The sequence below is a fragment of the Moheibacter sp. genome, assembly GCF_049672845.1.
GTDB lineage: Bacteria > Bacteroidota > Bacteroidia > Flavobacteriales > Weeksellaceae > Moheibacter.
On record NZ_JBATWT010000005.1, the window covers coordinates 40,492 to 56,335 of the forward strand.

Annotated in this window: 16 protein-coding genes and 1 riboswitch; of the genes, 7 read left to right on the top strand and 9 right to left on the bottom strand. The window is 38.7% G+C overall.

From position 1 onward, the window contains the following. Positions 1-23: 23 nt before the first annotated feature. Together WBF63_RS00330 and WBF63_RS00335 are read right to left on the bottom strand one after the other, a co-directional pair. On the bottom strand, positions 24-1,070 hold the full coding sequence (locus WBF63_RS00330) for a T9SS type A sorting domain-containing protein (RefSeq protein ID WP_424367693.1): 1,047 nt from the start codon (positions 1,068-1,070) through the stop codon (positions 24-26). Positions 1,071-1,191: 121 nt separating this feature from the next. Then, positions 1,192-2,727 (bottom strand): YifB family Mg chelatase-like AAA ATPase, encoded by a 1,536-nt coding sequence (locus WBF63_RS00335; protein WP_424367694.1) that lies wholly within the window; start codon positions 2,725-2,727, stop codon positions 1,192-1,194. Between the two features lie 72 nt (positions 2,728-2,799). Between WBF63_RS00335 and cdd the strand changes: the two genes are divergently transcribed. The 4 genes from cdd (at position 2,800) to WBF63_RS00355 (ending at position 8,963) form a co-directional block, all read left to right on the top strand. After that, the gene (cdd, locus tag WBF63_RS00340) at positions 2,800-3,273 is read left to right on the top strand and encodes a cytidine deaminase (RefSeq protein ID WP_424367695.1); all 474 of its coding nucleotides are present in this window, start codon (positions 2,800-2,802) and stop codon (positions 3,271-3,273) included. Between the two features lie 55 nt (positions 3,274-3,328). Continuing rightward, positions 3,329-4,330, top strand: a complete 1,002-nt coding sequence (gene pdhA / locus WBF63_RS00345; RefSeq protein WP_424367696.1) for a pyruvate dehydrogenase (acetyl-transferring) E1 component subunit alpha — start codon at positions 3,329-3,331, stop codon at positions 4,328-4,330. Between the two features lie 3 nt (positions 4,331-4,333). Further along, complete coding sequence (locus WBF63_RS00350) at positions 4,334-5,923, top strand: 2-oxo acid dehydrogenase subunit E2 (RefSeq protein ID WP_424367697.1); 1,590 nt, start codon at positions 4,334-4,336, stop codon at positions 5,921-5,923. An 82-nt stretch (positions 5,924-6,005) separates the two neighbouring features. After that, positions 6,006-8,963 (top strand): T9SS type A sorting domain-containing protein, encoded by a 2,958-nt coding sequence (locus WBF63_RS00355; RefSeq protein WP_424367698.1) that lies wholly within the window; start codon positions 6,006-6,008, stop codon positions 8,961-8,963. Between the two features lie 149 nt (positions 8,964-9,112). Here the strand turns inward: WBF63_RS00355 and gcvT are convergent, their stop codons facing one another. The 5 genes from gcvT to WBF63_RS00380 all read right to left on the bottom strand — a co-directional run bounded on the left by gcvT (position 9,113) and on the right by WBF63_RS00380 (position 12,871). Further along, complete coding sequence (gene gcvT, locus WBF63_RS00360; RefSeq protein WP_424367699.1) at positions 9,113-10,189, bottom strand: glycine cleavage system aminomethyltransferase GcvT; 1,077 nt, start codon at positions 10,187-10,189, stop codon at positions 9,113-9,115. A 67-nt stretch (positions 10,190-10,256) separates the two neighbouring features. Further along, the gene (locus WBF63_RS00365; protein ID WP_424367700.1) at positions 10,257-10,895 is read right to left on the bottom strand and encodes a response regulator; all 639 of its coding nucleotides are present in this window, start codon (positions 10,893-10,895) and stop codon (positions 10,257-10,259) included. After that, positions 10,885-11,640, bottom strand: a complete 756-nt coding sequence (locus tag WBF63_RS00370; protein WP_424367701.1) for a sensor histidine kinase — start codon at positions 11,638-11,640, stop codon at positions 10,885-10,887. Before WBF63_RS00370 ends, WBF63_RS00365 begins: the two co-directional genes overlap by 11 nt. After that, positions 11,613-12,107 carry a hypothetical protein gene (locus WBF63_RS00375; protein WP_424367702.1) on the bottom strand — a complete coding sequence of 165 codons (495 nt, stop codon included), beginning with the start codon at positions 12,105-12,107 and terminating at the stop codon, positions 11,613-11,615. The genes WBF63_RS00370 and WBF63_RS00375 overlap by 28 nt, the downstream gene beginning before the upstream one ends. Before the next feature lie 179 nt (positions 12,108-12,286). Further along, positions 12,287-12,871 (bottom strand): hypothetical protein, encoded by a 585-nt coding sequence (locus WBF63_RS00380; protein ID WP_424367703.1) that lies wholly within the window; start codon positions 12,869-12,871, stop codon positions 12,287-12,289. Positions 12,872-13,096: 225 nt separating this feature from the next. On the opposite strand from WBF63_RS00380, the gene WBF63_RS00385 reads away from it, so the two are divergent. From WBF63_RS00385 to WBF63_RS00395, 3 genes are all read left to right on the top strand, one after another. Next, positions 13,097-13,717: a YiiX/YebB-like N1pC/P60 family cysteine hydrolase gene (locus tag WBF63_RS00385; protein WP_424367704.1), complete on the top strand. Its 621-nt coding sequence runs from the start codon at positions 13,097-13,099 to the stop codon at positions 13,715-13,717. Positions 13,718-13,734: 17 nt separating this feature from the next. After that, positions 13,735-13,801, top strand: a riboswitch (Fluoride riboswitch). 26 nt (positions 13,802-13,827) lie between these two features. After that, entirely contained in the window at positions 13,828-14,196 is a 369-nt protein-coding gene (crcB, locus tag WBF63_RS00390) for a fluoride efflux transporter CrcB (protein ID WP_424367705.1), read from the top strand. A 1-nt stretch (position 14,197) separates the two neighbouring features. After that, positions 14,198-14,758: an inorganic diphosphatase gene (locus tag WBF63_RS00395; protein WP_424367706.1), complete on the top strand. Its 561-nt coding sequence runs from the start codon at positions 14,198-14,200 to the stop codon at positions 14,756-14,758. A gap of 67 nt (positions 14,759-14,825) precedes the next feature. On the opposite strand, the gene WBF63_RS00400 is transcribed toward WBF63_RS00395, so the two are convergent. Continuing rightward, positions 14,826-15,236, bottom strand: coding sequence for a 6-pyruvoyl trahydropterin synthase family protein (locus WBF63_RS00400; RefSeq protein ID WP_424367707.1), 411 nt, complete (start codon positions 15,234-15,236; stop codon positions 14,826-14,828). Beyond that, positions 15,220-15,747, bottom strand: a complete 528-nt coding sequence (gene idi / locus WBF63_RS00405) for an isopentenyl-diphosphate Delta-isomerase (RefSeq protein WP_424367708.1) — start codon at positions 15,745-15,747, stop codon at positions 15,220-15,222. Before idi ends, WBF63_RS00400 begins: the two co-directional genes overlap by 17 nt. Between the last annotated feature and the right edge of the window lie 97 nt (positions 15,748-15,844).

The window sequence follows — 15,844 nt, forward strand, 5'->3', positions numbered from 1 at the left end:
ATTAAATTATTCCTGTTAACTCATCACTCTTTAATCACTTTTTTAGACTGCATTTGGTTGGGAGTATGAATGTTTACAATGTACAATCCTTTGGGCAAATTCTGCATATTGATGGAAGAAACTTCCCCTCCTTCATATACAATTTGTCCCGCCATATTCATTACCTGAATTTTTTGAATCGGTTTTTCGGAATTGATGTTCAAAACATCTTTCACCGGATTGGGGTAAACATCGATTTTATCGGCAATAATAACTTCATTCGTGCTCATTTCATTGGCCGCAATCAAGATATCAAATGCTAAGCCTTCTGGCATAGAAGTTTGATCTTCCGTATAAATAGCCCATTTAGAACCATCGTACCATACCCCTAAATTTTTGTCGATATTGTGTTGAGTAGGTTCACCATAAAGACCATAAAAATGACTAAAAACAAAGGTAGCATTTGGATTGCCATTTAATAAGGGATGATCGATTATTGAGTAATTCGCTACAATGTTGGAAGCACTTGTAACATGGGTGAAGGTGACTTCATCTGCACTTTTATAAATGATAAATCGTGCATTGTTGGGAATGTCGTTAAAGGAAGGATTATACAAATAACGAGTTGAACTAATGTAGTCCCATGAATATCTTTGATTATTATAAACAGCCGGATAATATGTCGAATAAAATAAATACTGATCCGTATACTGAGAAGGTAACTGAGTAAAATGATCTGTTGTATTGGAAGAAGTTGCTTGATGCATATAAGTATTACTACTTGGTCCAATCAATACATTGTAATTTGTTCCAATAATCAAATTGGTTAAATCTTGATTAAAAATCCACCATTTAGCTCCATCATACCAAACACCGGAAACTCTATTATTGTAAACGCCTCCTACTCCACCTGGATTCCAATTATGGACAACAATCACTCCCACATTTGGATTGCCATTTAAATCAGGATGATCCAACATGGTAGCTGCTGCACTTGTATTTTCCGATGTGGCCTTATGCACAAACATTTTGGTTTGCGCCCAAACACAAATTCCTATAAATAAGGTAAATAGGGTAAATATATTTTTCATAATAACATTTATTTTATGGGTAAAGTTCTATAATTAACCATCTTCATTTATATGCTATTTTAGGAAATGTCATTTTGAATTCACCAAATGCAATAATTGCTTAACTAATCGTTATTATTCACTAAATCCCCCATCCTTCCCGATCCAGACTTCTGTATTGAATAGCTTCGCTGATATGGTAAGATTCTAAATTTTCACAACCTTCCAAATCGGCAATGGTTCGAGCTACTCTAAGAATTCGATCATAAGCTCTTGCCGATAAATTCAATCGTTCCATGGCTGTTTTAATCAAAGCTTTTCCCGAATCATTCAATTGGCAAAATTCATCCAATTGTTTCGGACCAATCTGTGCATTGTAATGGATTTTGGATAAATGCTTATAGCGTTCGGTTTGAATATTTCTCGCTTTCTCTACACGCTTTCTGATTTCTATACTTTTCTCTCCATTTCTTTCAGCAGACAAATCATCAAATGGAACGGGATTGACTTCAATGTGCAAATCGATTCGATCCAATAAGGGCCCCGAAATCTTATTCATATAGCGTTGCATCTCCTGTAAAGTGGACGTATTATTCGGATCATCCGGAAAATATCCGCTCGGACTTGGATTCATGGAAGCCACCAACATAAAACTCGATGGATAGGTAACGGTAAATTTTGCCCGAGCAATTGTAATCTCACGATCTTCCAAGGGCTGTCTCATCACTTCCAGAACCGTCCGTTTGAATTCCGGTAATTCATCTAAAAACAAAACCCCATTATGCGCCAAAGAAATCTCACCCGGCTGTGGAAAAGACCCTCCACCGACTAATCCAACATCCGAGATTGTATGATGCGGAGAAGAATATGGCCGTACGGTCATCAGGGAAGTTTTCTCACCGAGTTTTCCTGCTACCGAATGGATTTTCGTTGTTTCGAGTGCTTCGTTTATTGTTAGAGGTGGAAGTATAGAAGGTATTCTTTTGGCCAACATTGTTTTTCCACTTCCGGGTGGTCCGATGAGAATGATGTTGTGTCCGCCTGCCGCAGCTATTTCCAATGCACGTTTGACGTTTTCCTGCCCTTTTACATCGGCAAAGTCAAAAGGAAAGGAGTTTAATTGTTCGTAAAATTCTTTCTGAATATCAATTTTTGTAGGTTCGATGGGCTTTCCTTCATCGAAAAATTCAATTACTTCCGAAATGTTTTCCACGCCGAGAACTTCCAATCCATTGACGATGGCAGCTTCTTTGGCATTTTGTTTAGGAAGTATAAATCCTTTGAACCCTTCCTCCCTGGCCTGAATTGCAATAGGTAAAACACCTTTGATGGGACGGATTTCACCGTCGAGTGCAAGTTCACCCATGATTAAATAATCAGAAATACCTTCTGATTCAATTTGTTCCGAAGCAGCCAAAATACCCATTGCAATAGCCAGGTCATAAGCTGAACCTTCTTTATGCAAATCCGCAGGCGCCATATTGATGGTGATTTTTTTTCCCGGTACTTTGTATCCGGTATTGACCAGCGCAGTAGAAATGCGGAAATTACTTTCTTTGATCGCATTGTCAGGAAGGCCGACGAGATGATAGCCGACTCCGATGTCATAATTGACTTCTATGGTAATAGTTTTTGCCGAAACGCCATAAATGGCACTGCCGAATACTTTTACTAACATAATATTTAAGAAGGTTTTGGAATTAAAAGTTAATAATAATTTCTAAATTGGCTGTCCTTTTAGAGAAAATTTATGGAGAAGAAAACTTATCAATTTGAATATCAGAAATATAACAACCCAAACGAACTCAGTGAAGAGAATCAAAACCTGATTGATTTATCCAAAAAAGCAGCAGAAAAAGCCTATGCCCCCTATTCCAAATTTCGGGTTGGCGCAGCAATTCTTTTAGAAAACGGAGAAATTTTATCAGGAAGTAATCAAGAAAACGCTTCCTATCCGGTGGGTATTTGTGCAGAACGAACTTTGCTTTCTTATGCTCACGCCAATTTTCCGGAATCTAAAAAATTAAAACTGGCTATTTCAGTACTGGATACATCCAAAGATGTTTCACCCTGCGGACTTTGTCGTCAAACATTGTTGGAATACGAAAGTCTTCAAGGTCAGCCTATTGAAATCATGTTGCACAATATGAGCGGAACGGTAATCGTACTACCTTCAGCTTCTTCGCTTCTGCCTTTGCATTTTAACAATGATATGTTAACCTAAATGAGGTTTGCACAAATAAATTATTACGCCTAAATTTGCCTTTCACGAAGTTTTTATGGAAAAGATTACAAAAGAAACTTATCTCCAGTGGTACAGAGAAATGACTTTCTGGAGAAGATTTGAGGACAAATGCCGTTCCCTATACTTGAAACAGAAAATCAGAGGATTTTTACATTTATACAATGGTCAGGAAGCACTTCCTGCAGGATTTCTGCATGCGATGAAACCTGCTGATAAAGTCATTACTGCATATCGTTGCCACGTATGGCCAATGGCCATGGGTGTTGATCCCAAAAGAGTGATGGCAGAATTATGCGGAAAGGAATCCGGAACTTCAAGAGGTTTAGGGGGATCCATGCACATTTTCAGCAAAGAACATCATTTCTATGGTGGACACGGAATTGTGGGAGGTCAGATTCCTGTCGGTGCCGGGATGGCTTTTGGAGACAAATATAATGGACGTGACAATGTTACGATTTGTCTGTTTGGGGATGGTGCTGCCCGTCAGGGAACACTTCACGAAACCTTTAATATGGCGATGAACTGGAAACTGCCGGTGGTTTTTGTATGTGAAAACAACGGATATGCCATGGGGACTTCGGTTGAAAGAACCGCTAATCACAACGATATTTACAAACTTGGATTAGGATATGAAATGCCTTCGCTTCCGGTGGATGGTATGGATCCGGTAAAAGTTGCAGAAGCAGCTTTTGAAGCAATCGAGAGAGCAAGACGCGGTGACGGACCTACTTTCCTGGACATCAGAACTTATCGTTTCCGCGGACATTCTATGTCGGATGCGGAACCTTATCGTACCAAGGAAGAAGTTGAAAAATACAAAGATGAAGATCCGATTTTACTGGTTCAACATACCATTCTTGAAAATAACTGGGCTTCCCAGGAAGAACTTGACAAAATTGTAGATGAAGTAAAAGCCGATGTGGAGGAATGTGAAAAATATGCAGAAGATTCTGCTTTTCCTGCTCAAGACACCATGTACAAATATACTTATTCGCAAAACGATTATCCTTTTATAGACCTTTTCGAAAACAAATAAATTATGGCTGAAAAAATTACAATGCCGCGATTGAGCGACACAATGGAAGAAGGAACAGTTGTAAAATGGCATAAAAATGTCGGCGATAAAGTTTCGGAAGGTGATATTCTGGCAGAAATCGAAACCGATAAAGCCATTCAGGAGTTTGAAAGTGAATACGACGGAGTCCTACTTCACCAAGGAATCGAAGAAGGAAAATCAGCCAAAGTAGATACTATTCTGGCCATCATCGGTGAAGAAGGAGAGGAATTCTCTACAGATTCCGATGAAAGTTCAGCTGAAAAAAATACGGAAGAGGAAGCAGCGGAAGCTCAATCTGAAAGTTCTGAAGAGACCGAAACTTCGAATGAAATTCCGGAAGGTGTAAATGTCATCACCATGCCACGCCTGAGTGATACCATGGAAGAAGGAACGGTTGCCAAATGGCATAAAAAAGTTGGAGACAAAGTAGCCGAAGGTGATATTCTGGCCGAGATTGAAACAGACAAAGCCGTTCAGGAGTTTGAAAGCGAATACGACGGAACTTTGTTGTTCATCGGTTCGGAAGAAGGAAAATCAGCGCCGGTAGATTCAATTCTTGCCATCATCGGTCCGGAAGGAACAGATGTTTCAGGCATTTCTACAGGAAAGCCAAAAAAGAAAGCCGAAGCCCCTAAAGAAGATAAAAAAGAAACCAAACAACCGGAAGTTAAACCGGCAGAAGCACCGAAAGAAGAAAAGCCAAAACCCGTTGCTGTAACTTCAGCTGATCGTATTTTTGCTTCTCCCCTTGCTAAAAAACTAGCGGAAGAAAAAGGAATTGATCTGAGTCATGTAGAAGGTTCGGGCGATAACGGAAGAATTATTAAAAAAGACGTTGAGAACTTTAAGCCAAGGGCTGTTTCGGCATCTGCTCAAAATTATGTGAAGCGTGAAAGCGAAGCGGTAACTAATTCTCAAATGAGAAAAGTGATTGCCAAACGACTTGCCGAATCTAAATTTACAGCTCCACATTATTATCTGAATGTGGAAGTGGATATGGACAACTGTATCAGTTCGCGTGAGCAAATCAATAAAGCCAATCCGGATTTCAAAATTTCCTTTAACGATATCATTGTAAAAGCTTGTGCCCTTGCCCTACGCAAACATCCGCAAGTAAATTCAACCTGGAAAGGTGATGAAACTGTACTTCACGGCGATATCAACATCGGTGTAGCCGTTGCGGTAGAAGACGGACTATTGGTTCCGGTAATTAAAAACACAGATTTCAAATCATTTTTTGATATTTCAACCGAAGTTAAAGACATGGCAAAACGTGCACGTGACCGTAAACTGAAAGCCGATGAAATGGAAGGAAGTACTTTCTCAGTTTCTAATCTGGGAATGTTTGGAATTGAATCCTTTACTTCGATTATCAATCAACCGAATTCCAGTATTTTATCAGTAGGAGCCATTATTCAAAAACCTGTTGTGAAAAACGGACAAATTGTTGTTGGAAATACAATGAAACTGAGTATGGCCTGCGATCACAGAACTGTGGACGGAGCCACTGGCGCTCAATTCCTGCAAACTTTGGTGATGTATCTGGAAAATCCTATTACGATGTTTGTTTAATCAACTAATTAAAAATCATTAACATAAAGAATAAAGTTGTTAATTTTTTTTTCTATCTTAGAGGGAAATTAACACTTTTTTTATGAGACAATTTTATTTTCTATGCTGCATTTTACTATGGCTACCTATTGGTTTGAGCGCTCAGCTCTACAGCCAGGAAGAACAAAATGAAATTGAAGCTTCCTTTCAGGCTTCAATGATGGAGGTACCCGGACTTTCTCAATCAGGTTTGGGTATTATTGAATTTGGTTCAGACGGAGTTGAAGAAAATTTCATTCCGACTGCCGGTGCTACTCAGACATTTAACCCAGCAACAGGAGACTTCTTTTTTGATCCGGGAGGACCAGGTGGTGGTCCTGACGGGACATCGGGGAATTATCCTAACTGTGGTTGTATAACCAATTCTACTCTTGCTGGTGTTTCTCAGATTGAATTCAATGCATTTGAAGTATTTGGGTACTGGGACTGGCTTAAAATCTATGATGGCACAGATACTTCTGGTACATTGCTCTTCGATTCTAATGTTGGAGGTTATGACCTTACTGAAATGATTGCTTCGAATGGTTCGGGCGTATTCAACGCTTCATCCGGAAACTTTCATTTTGAATTCAATGCCTCTACTGTTGTTAACCGACTGGGTTGGGAAGTTGAAATTCTGGCAACCAGTGGTGGAGGTGGTGGTGATGACTTATTGATTGTAGACCTTACTGTAGAAAATCAGGTAACTATCACCGCAACTACTGCTGCCTCTTCAGCAACAACAAGCGGAAGTACTTTTACTGGATTCATTTTGGAAAACTTTTTCTCAAATGCAGGGACTCAAGCTATTGGAACTACGACTTATGTTGGAACTCCAACCCTGACTGCGGCTTCTGTACCTACCGACAATTCGCCCTCACTTTTCCGTGGTTCGAATACAGATTCCGGAATGAATATATGGAGCTATTCAACTACAGCAACCACTACTTTCACAACCGGGTCACAAGCATTTACCGGCGAGGCGACTTGGAGTATAACTCCTGAATTGTATGCTGCCATGCTAACCGCTCCATCAAGTGGTAATATTTATTTCCCTGCAGATACATCAGACGACATTCCTTCTGCTACCTTACTTGGAACTTATACAGTTCTTCTTCCTGGAGGAGGAGGTGGTAACTGTGAGTGGACCGTAACTGTATTTGGAAGTGGTCTTGGAGACGAAGTAAGCTGGGAATTCCGTGACTCAGATGGCAGTGTATTGCTTTCAGGCGGACCTTACATGGATTCACCACCATTTATGGATGTTCAGACTGTATCAGCAGCTGATCCGGTGGAATTATATATTGAATCTATGGGATCCTGGAACGATAATACACCTTCGTTTACAATTGCCAATGAAAACGGAATTATCGTAAACAGTTCAATTCCGGGAGGTGGAGAAGCTACATTCTCAGATCTTCTTTGTAGTGATTTACCGGCGCCTGCTCCGGCGAATGATAATTGTGAAGATATAACACCTACCACGCTTACCAATGGTACACCGGCTACCTTTACCGGTACAACCGAAGGCGCAACCGGAAGTACTGAAGAAATCAATGTTCTGGGCTATGCGGCAGTTTGGGAAGCAGTTACATTGACTGGAGACTGTAATAACCTGACCGTAGATTATTGTGGTACTACTCCAGGCGTAATGGACGGACAAATGTTTATTGTTTATACAGACTCCTGTCCTACTACGGATTTTGTAATTGGAACTTATGATTTCACTACCTGTGGTGACGGAAACGGAACCATAAGATTCTATAATTTACCTGCAGGAACTTATTATCTTCCCGTGATTGTAGATACAGCTTTCAATACTTTGGGTGAATATACAATGAATGTCCTTTCTGAAGATTGTCCACCACCACCATCCAATGATGATTGTGATGATGCCATGGAACTTGCCTGTGGAGAATCTCATTCAGGAAGCACCCTGAGTGCAAATGATTCAGGCGGAAATCCTGCAGGAGATGTATTCTACAGCTTTACCGGTGAAGGAACAGAGCAGATTGTGACTGTTTCGCTTTGTGGATCTTTCTATGACACAACTCTGAGAGTATTCAGCGACTGTACAATGACCAATGAAATCGCATATAATGATGATTCCTGCGGATTACAGTCAGAAGTAAGCTTCTTGTCTGACGGAACCAGCACTTATATCATCATGGTAGAAGGTTACAGTACAAGTACAGGGGAATATGTAATCAACCTGAGTTGTTCTGAACCACCAGTATACGATCCTTGTGCACCAGTTCATACAGGAGAGCCAAACAGCGGAATCGGTTTCAGTGGCGGATATACAACTGCGAATGATTTCAATGTAATGGCCAACACAGAGTTTACAGTTGAGAAAATCACTTTTGATGTCGCAACTATTGGTGGTGATCCTACTACGTTCAGTTTAAGTTTCTATGAAGGTGATACAGGTGTGGGAACTCAGTTTGGTGAGACATTTACCAATATAACTCCGACTTCCGTAACACCAAACGGATATCTATTCGGTTTCTATCCGATTTTCACGGTAGAGCTGACCTTGCCGACTGCCCAAATATTCCCTGCCACTTCGGCTGATGATAAGAAATACTGGGTGGCTATCGTATCTGAATTGGATTCAAGCGGTGGATTCACTTATTGGGTCTCAACTGAGTATATGGCAGGAAGCACTCTTCCGACATGGCAAAATGACGGTACGACCTGGTTTATGTATGATGACGGAGCCGGTGGTAATGTTGAAGGTGTGATGTCAATTGAAGGTGAATGTGAAACACTTGGATTAAGTGATATGAGCAACGTTGATTTTGCTTATTATCCGAATCCAGTGAAAAACACGCTGAACATTGATTCACAAAAAGCAGTACAGTCTGTATCTGCATTCAATATGACCGGACAGAAAGTAATCAGCAATCTGAAGGTTGAAAACAAAGAAATCGATCTATCTTCTCTTGCGCCTGGCACTTATGTGTTCCGTGCAACACTTGAAGGCGGACAGATTGAAACCTTTAAAATCATTAAAAAGTAAGTTTTAATTAATTTTGATAAATGGCCCCGGAGATCCGGGGCTTTTTTTTTATACAAAATATATTTTCTATTCTAACTTAATTTCATACCATAAAAAAAGTTCCTTCCGAAACCGAAAGGAACTATAAACATTTTAATTATAAATCCTGATCAGACAAAAGGTGTTTTCACCACTTCGGCCAAAACATTTTTATCCCGAATCTGAATGTAAATACTTGTTCCGATTTTGGCGAAATCAATGTTTACATATCCCAGTCCGATTCCTTCTTTGAGCATAGGCGACATGGTTCCGGATGTTACCACTCCCAACGTGTTTTCATATTCGTCTACTATTTTATAATCCTGACGCGGGATTCCCTTCTCAACCATTTTAAATCCGATTAATTTTCGGGTAACACCTTCTTCCTTTTGTTTAGCAATGATATCTCTTGCCACGAAATCTGTATCGAGTTTGGTAATCCAGCCTAATCCGGCCTCAAGTGGTGAAGTTTCATCGCTGATATCATTTCCATACAGACAGTATCCTTTTTCAAGTCTGAGTGTATCACGCGATGCTAGTCCACAAGGTTCAATGCCGAAATCTTTTCCGGCCTCCATTACTTTTTCCCACATACTTTGAGCAGCTTCATTTTTGAAATAAATTTCAAATCCACCCGAACCTGTATAACCGGTAGCTGAAATTATCACGTTTTCAATTCCGGCAAATGTTGCGATTTCGAAGTGATAAAAAGGAATTTCTGAAAGGTTCACATCAGTCAAGGATTGCATAGCTTCGATCGCTTTTGGCCCTTGAATAGCAAGTAGTGACATTTGGTCTGAACGGTTTTCCAACTGCACATTCCATTTATTTTGTTTATTTATCCAATCCCAGTCTTTGTCGATATTTGATGCATTTACCACAAGCATCCATTCATCATTTGAAATTTTATAAATGATAAGGTCATCAATGATTCCGCCTTTTTCGTTGGGCATACAAGTATATTGAGCCTGTCCTATGGACACTTTTGACACATCGTTTGTACCGATATATTGTAATAAACTTTCAACTTCAGGGCCTTTTGCAAAAAACTGTCCCATGTGGCTGACATCAAAAACGCCGACCCCTTCCCTCACGATCATATGTTCGTGGTTGACTCCTTTGTATTGAACCGGCATTTCAAATCCGGCAAATGGAACCATTTTGGCTCCTAAGTCTTTATGAATCTGATTAAAGGCTGTAACTTTCATTTGTAATCTGTTTTAAATGGATAATTACAAATGTATTAAAATAAGCGAAGATATTTTGCGATTTAAATCAGTCTACAATTTTCTGGTGCATGGCATAAAGAACAAGTCCTACTCTACTTTTTATATTGAGTTTATCAAACAAAACCTGACGGTATCCGTCAATTGTTTTAGGACTTAGCGACATTTCTTCTGCGATTTCTTTGTAGGTCATTTCGGTGCAAACGAGCTTCAAGAAACGTATTTCCTGATCTTTAAGTGCTTCATGAGGTTTTTGTGGCTTTGCATTTACACTGTTCAGCAAAGCAGAACTTACCACATCATTGTGATAAAAACCGTTGGAAAGTACATGATCCAAAGCAAATTTCAAATCGCCAGGTGTTGTATTTTTCAGCAAATAACCATTGGCTCCGTTTCTTACCGCCTGAATGATATTGCTTTCTTCATCATTCATGGAAAGAATGAGGACTTTTAAATCGGGTTGCTTTGATCTGATCCATGCGAGGGTTTCAAATCCGTTCATTAGTGGCATATTCAAATCGAGTAAAACGATTTCTGATTTAATTTTCTGTTTTGAAAATTTGTCGATAAAGTCTTTACCGTTTTCAGCACAGAAGAGTACTTCATATCCTTCAAAATTGTTGACCATATCTTCCAGAGCTTTTGTAAAAAGATAATGATCATCCACTATTACGATTTTATGCGACATTGTCAGTAGTTTTTTTACGGTATGTGATTTCGAGTCGGGTTCCTTTGTTAATTTCTGAGTCTAAGTTAATAAAAGCTCCGATAAGTTTGGCTCTATTTCGCATATTTATTATACCGGTTCCCAACACCGCCGTACTATCATAGCCCACTCCATTGTCTTTTACAGTGATGGTCAAATCACGTCCATTGAAAATAAAAGCTATTTCCATTTTTGTGGCTCGAGCGTGTTTGAGAGAATTGGAAAAGAATTCCTGGATGATGCGCAATAGTACCAATTCCTTATCGTCCGGGATGATGAAAGGCGTTCCATCAACCGTCAGCTGGGTATCCATAAATTTTAAACGCTCAAAACGAGCCAATTCTAATTCCAACGATTTTATCAGTCCTACGTTTTTAATATATTCAGTATTCAAAGCTTTGGAAAGACTCCTCACCTCTGTTATAGCGGTTTGAATGAGATCCTGGAGTTCGTTTACTTTGGGTTTCAATTCCACCGGTGCTTCTTCCTGCACTTTATAGCTGTATAAATTCAATGTGGAAAGAATTTGTCCAATGTTATCATGGATCTCCCAGGAAATATTTCTCAATGTTTGCTCGGCTATTTCAATTTTTGTTTTGGTAATTTCTTTTTGGTAATAATCTTTTCGTTTATGGTACAATAAAAACAGGGCAATAAGTGAAATACTAAATACCAAAAATGTTACTGAAACAGATGTAATCAGTAAGTATATTTCTTTTTGCTCCATATAAATCCGAAAATTAATATTAAGTGGGAAAAAATGATGGAAAAAAATAATAACCGTAAAGCGCCGGTTTTAAAATCTCCAAAAATATCGCTCCATCTCGTTATGGAAAATAAAGGAAGAGATGTCGCATGAAAAAATATCAAACTGAAACACAGCCAAAATAAAAAATTTTGTGTCAGTCCTACATAGTTTTCAATTTTCAGCATATGATTGAACATCATGATCAAAATGATTATCAACAGGATAACACCTGCCACATAACTGTAAGGAGCAGATTCAGTGATAAAATTATTTATACCAAACAAATAAGTACCAAAATAAATTATATTAAATAAAATGACCAGACCTAAAGTTATCTTTTTGTTTATTCCTTCTATGTACTGATAAAAAATATAACCGAAATAGTTGATTTGAACCAGCAACAAAATATTATACAGCCAGACATTTCCGATTTTATAGAAATTCATACAAAAAATTTCAACAAAGGCAACAAGCCCGTAAAAATAGGGCAGCCTTTTCATAGGTGTATGCTTATACTTATTAAAAAATATCAAAGAGATAATGAAAGTTACCAATTGGATATAAACACCACTTTTTAAAAGGATTTCCATGAAATGTCAGGAATAAATAATAGGTCAATGAATTATTATGGACAAATGTTTGGACAACTTTGACTATTATTTGCTATCCCGCTCGGTCCTTTATTGGACGAATCTGAAGATGCTTCAGATTTTGACGCAACAGCAGTTGAATCTGTCAACTCAGGCTCAGCAAATACCACACTGAGTTTACGAGGTTCATTCGGCTTGGAGTTCATCGGGTCAAAAGCCTCATTTTTATTGTTTACAGTATCTCGATAAGTTGGAGCATACATAAAAGTCAGCTCGTAATCCTTGTTGGACTCGTTTGGCATATTTGGTTTCCCTTCTTTATACTGCGTAAAAATGAAATCAATTCCGTTTACAGAAATATTATTCTTTTTTCCTTCAGCTTTTGCATAAGCGATATAATTCTCAAGATCTTCAATTGAAATCCAAGTCCTCAGCGCGTACTGATCACCATTCACTCCCGGATGAGCGTTCCTGTAATTGTCCAACTGTTCAAACGCCTTCTCATAGGAAATCAATGTTTTAGGAGGGTTTACATCAGGTTGAGTAGATTCTGCCTGATGGCTGCAAGAAATCAAAGCTGATACCATAAGTACCGGTACAAGAAGTTTAATAATTTTCATTTTTTCTAAAGTTTTTTAAGATTGTAAGGTGCTAAAATAACGGAATAATCAGAATCTAACAAAAAATATAATTGCATGACATTTGTTTATCTGAATGAAAATCAACTATTTAAGCTGAAATATATTAAAAAAAACAGGAAAAATCCTTAGTTTTTACAGGGAAATTATGGTTTTAAGCATACCTGTTTTTGATGGAAAGACCTCAAATCTGACTATATTTGTAGTATGAAAAAATTTCTGATTTTCTCTTTTTTACTGATTATTTCCTGCCAAACCATCAATCATCCCGATCTGAGAAACGGTGATTTATTATTTGTGGGAAACTCATCGGGTAATCTCTCCAAGGCGATTGACGAAGTAACCCAGACCGATAAACAAACAAACTTTTCTCACATTGCACTTCTCGAAAAATCAGGAAAAGAATTCTGGGTTTTACACGCCGCTCCGGAAAACGGTTCCGAACGAATTCCGCTCAGAGAATTCATCCGAAATCAGAAAAAAGACGGTTCTCAAATCGAAGTTTACCGTATCAAACCAAAATTTCAGCCCGATTTTGATAATGCCATTGAAACCGCTAAAACCATGCTTGGCAAACCCTATAATTTCTCCTATGTTTTAAGCGATACCGCTTATTATTGCTCTGATTTTGTTTACCATTCTTTTGCCAAAGACTCTATATTTGAAATGAACCCGATGACTTTTAAAAATCCGGGAGAAACAGAATTCAATCCCGGCTGGATTGAATTTTACGAAAATTTGGGAATGGAAATCCCCGAAGGACAACCCGGTTGCAACCCAAACGGAATGGCTGCTTCAGAAAAACTGATAAAAATCGGTGATTTATAAGTACGGATTGACTTATCTTTGCAGCGGGAAATGGGGTCTTCCCTGAATTCAAAACCGCCTCTGGCTGATGACTCCTGCTCTGTTTAACCTAAAAATTCAATATGGGTAGGATGATTTTATTGGTCGGATTGGGTGGATTTCTCGGGAGCATTGCCCGTTACGGAATGGGTTTGGGCTTTTCCAGAATTTTACCACTGAATTTTCCATACAGCACATTTATCGTCAATGTTTTAGGCTGTCTGCTCATTGGGATTTTCTTTGGTTTAGCGGAAAAATCCGAATGGATGAATGAAGAATTAAGAATTTTTCTGACCATCGGTTTCTGTGGCGGATTTACCACTTTTTCCACATTTGCATACGAGAATTTATCGATGCTTAATAATCAAAATTACATCGGTTTTTTTCTTTATTCGGCTGGGAGTTTCCTTTTGGGACTACTGGCAGTTTACGGAGGATTAACCTTAACTAAAATAATTTAAAATGAAATTTAATCCCTGGCACCATGTATCGGTAGGCGAAAAACAACCCGACACCGTTGAAGCCATTATTGAAATTCCGCAAGGAAGTAAAGCAAAATATGAATTGGATAAAGCTTCTGGACTTTTACGTCTAGATCGTGTGCTTTTTTCCTCAGTTTCTTATCCGCATAACTATGGATTCATTCCCCAAACTCTGGGTGACGACAATGACCCGCTGGACATCATTGTGATTTGTCAAATCGCCGTGGATCCGCTTTGTATCATCGAAGCAAAAGTAATCGGTGTGTTGCGCATGATTGACAACGGCGAAGGCGACGATAAAATCATCGCTGTCGCCAGCAATGACATGAGTGTCAATCACATAAACGATGTTTCCGAACTACCACCCCATTTGACGGTGGAATTGCAGAATTTCTTTGAAGATTATAAAAAGCTGGAAAACAAAGTGGTAATCGTAGAAGAATTCCAAAATGCAGAAATCGCAAAAGAAATTGTTACGAAATCCATCCAGAATTACAAAGACAACTACAAACGCATCAAAAGCGAAACGAAGAAGAATTAAGTTGAATTCTTAACAACCTTGTCAAAGTTATTTTCGTTACAGTGATTAACCTTGACAAGGTTCTTTATTAACTTCCCGAATACTCCACAAAATTCCTTGGCGTTTCAAAAAGGGTAATTTTCAGTTTTAAATTAGCATCTAATTTTTCACGAATTCGGTTCCAGATGACCACCGAAATATTTTCTACCGTAGGATTTAGATTTTTAAATTCAGGAATCTCCAGATTTAGATTTTTGTGATCCAGATAATCATCCACTTGTTCCTGAATAATTTGTTTCAATTCATCCAAATTCATCACAAAACCCGTTTCAGGATTGATTTCTCCGGTTATGCTGACGATGAGTTCGTAGTTATGACCATGAAAGTTCGGATTGGAACATTTCCCAAAAATCTCAAAGTTTTTTTCGTCACTCCAATTGGGATTGAACAATCGATGCGCCGCATTGAAGTGTGCCTTTCTGCTAATCGTTACCTGCATACTCAAGTTTTGCTACATATTCATCAAAAATGATGCGGAACCAAACGGTATATTTTTCAGGATTTTCATTTATATCGGCAATCAGGTCTTCCATTGAAATCCATTTATAATCCGCTACTTCTTCAGGATTTATCTTGATTTCGCCTTCATAAAATCCGGTAAAAACATGATCGAGTTCGTGCTCAAACAATTGCTCTCCAAGTTGTGCTTTGTAAATGAAATGAAACTTCGGTTCAATCTCACAATCAAAGCCCATTTCCTCCACCAATCGACGATGTGCAGCTTGTTCGTAGGTTTCTCCATCACGCGGATGACTGCAACAAGTATTGGTCCACAAACCCGGCGAATGGTATTTATCATGCGCACGTTGCTGAAGCAAAACTTCGCCTTTTGAATTGAATACAAAAACCGAAAAAGCACGATGCAACAATCCTGCTACATGCGCCTGTTGTTTTTCCATCAGACCGATCTGCTCGTCCTTTTCATTGATCAAAACCACAAATTCTTCCATAAAGGCAAAGGTAGAAAAGTTTAGTGGAAGTTTAAGAAGTCAGATGATTAAGTTCAAATTTCGCTAGGCGCTATTGGCATATCCTTTGACTAATAAT

Bases quoted from the DNA above. Each gene is read 5' to 3' on its own strand.
- WBF63_RS00330 (WP_424367693.1), bottom strand. From the start codon at position 1,070: ATGAAAAATATATTTACCCTATTTACCTTATTTATAGGAATTTGTGTT.
- WBF63_RS00335 (WP_424367694.1), bottom strand. From the start codon at position 2,727: ATGTTAGTAAAAGTATTCGGCAGTGCCATTTATGGCGTTTCGGCAAAA.
- cdd (WP_424367695.1), top strand. From the start codon at position 2,800: ATGGAGAAGAAAACTTATCAATTTGAATATCAGAAATATAACAACCCA.
- pdhA (WP_424367696.1), top strand. From the start codon at position 3,329: ATGGAAAAGATTACAAAAGAAACTTATCTCCAGTGGTACAGAGAAATG.
- WBF63_RS00350 (WP_424367697.1), top strand. From the start codon at position 4,334: ATGGCTGAAAAAATTACAATGCCGCGATTGAGCGACACAATGGAAGAA.
- WBF63_RS00355 (WP_424367698.1), top strand. From the start codon at position 6,006: ATGAGACAATTTTATTTTCTATGCTGCATTTTACTATGGCTACCTATT.
- gcvT (WP_424367699.1), bottom strand. From the start codon at position 10,189: ATGAAAGTTACAGCCTTTAATCAGATTCATAAAGACTTAGGAGCCAAA.
- WBF63_RS00365 (WP_424367700.1), bottom strand. From the start codon at position 10,895: ATGTCGCATAAAATCGTAATAGTGGATGATCATTATCTTTTTACAAAA.
- WBF63_RS00370 (WP_424367701.1), bottom strand. From the start codon at position 11,640: ATGGAGCAAAAAGAAATATACTTACTGATTACATCTGTTTCAGTAACA.
- WBF63_RS00375 (WP_424367702.1), bottom strand. From the start codon at position 12,107: ATGAATTTCTATAAAATCGGAAATGTCTGGCTGTATAATATTTTGTTG.
- WBF63_RS00380 (WP_424367703.1), bottom strand. From the start codon at position 12,871: ATGAAAATTATTAAACTTCTTGTACCGGTACTTATGGTATCAGCTTTG.
- WBF63_RS00385 (WP_424367704.1), top strand. From the start codon at position 13,097: ATGAAAAAATTTCTGATTTTCTCTTTTTTACTGATTATTTCCTGCCAA.
- crcB (WP_424367705.1), top strand. From the start codon at position 13,828: ATGATTTTATTGGTCGGATTGGGTGGATTTCTCGGGAGCATTGCCCGT.
- WBF63_RS00395 (WP_424367706.1), top strand. From the start codon at position 14,198: ATGAAATTTAATCCCTGGCACCATGTATCGGTAGGCGAAAAACAACCC.
- WBF63_RS00400 (WP_424367707.1), bottom strand. From the start codon at position 15,236: ATGCAGGTAACGATTAGCAGAAAGGCACACTTCAATGCGGCGCATCGA.
- idi (WP_424367708.1), bottom strand. From the start codon at position 15,747: ATGGAAGAATTTGTGGTTTTGATCAATGAAAAGGACGAGCAGATCGGT.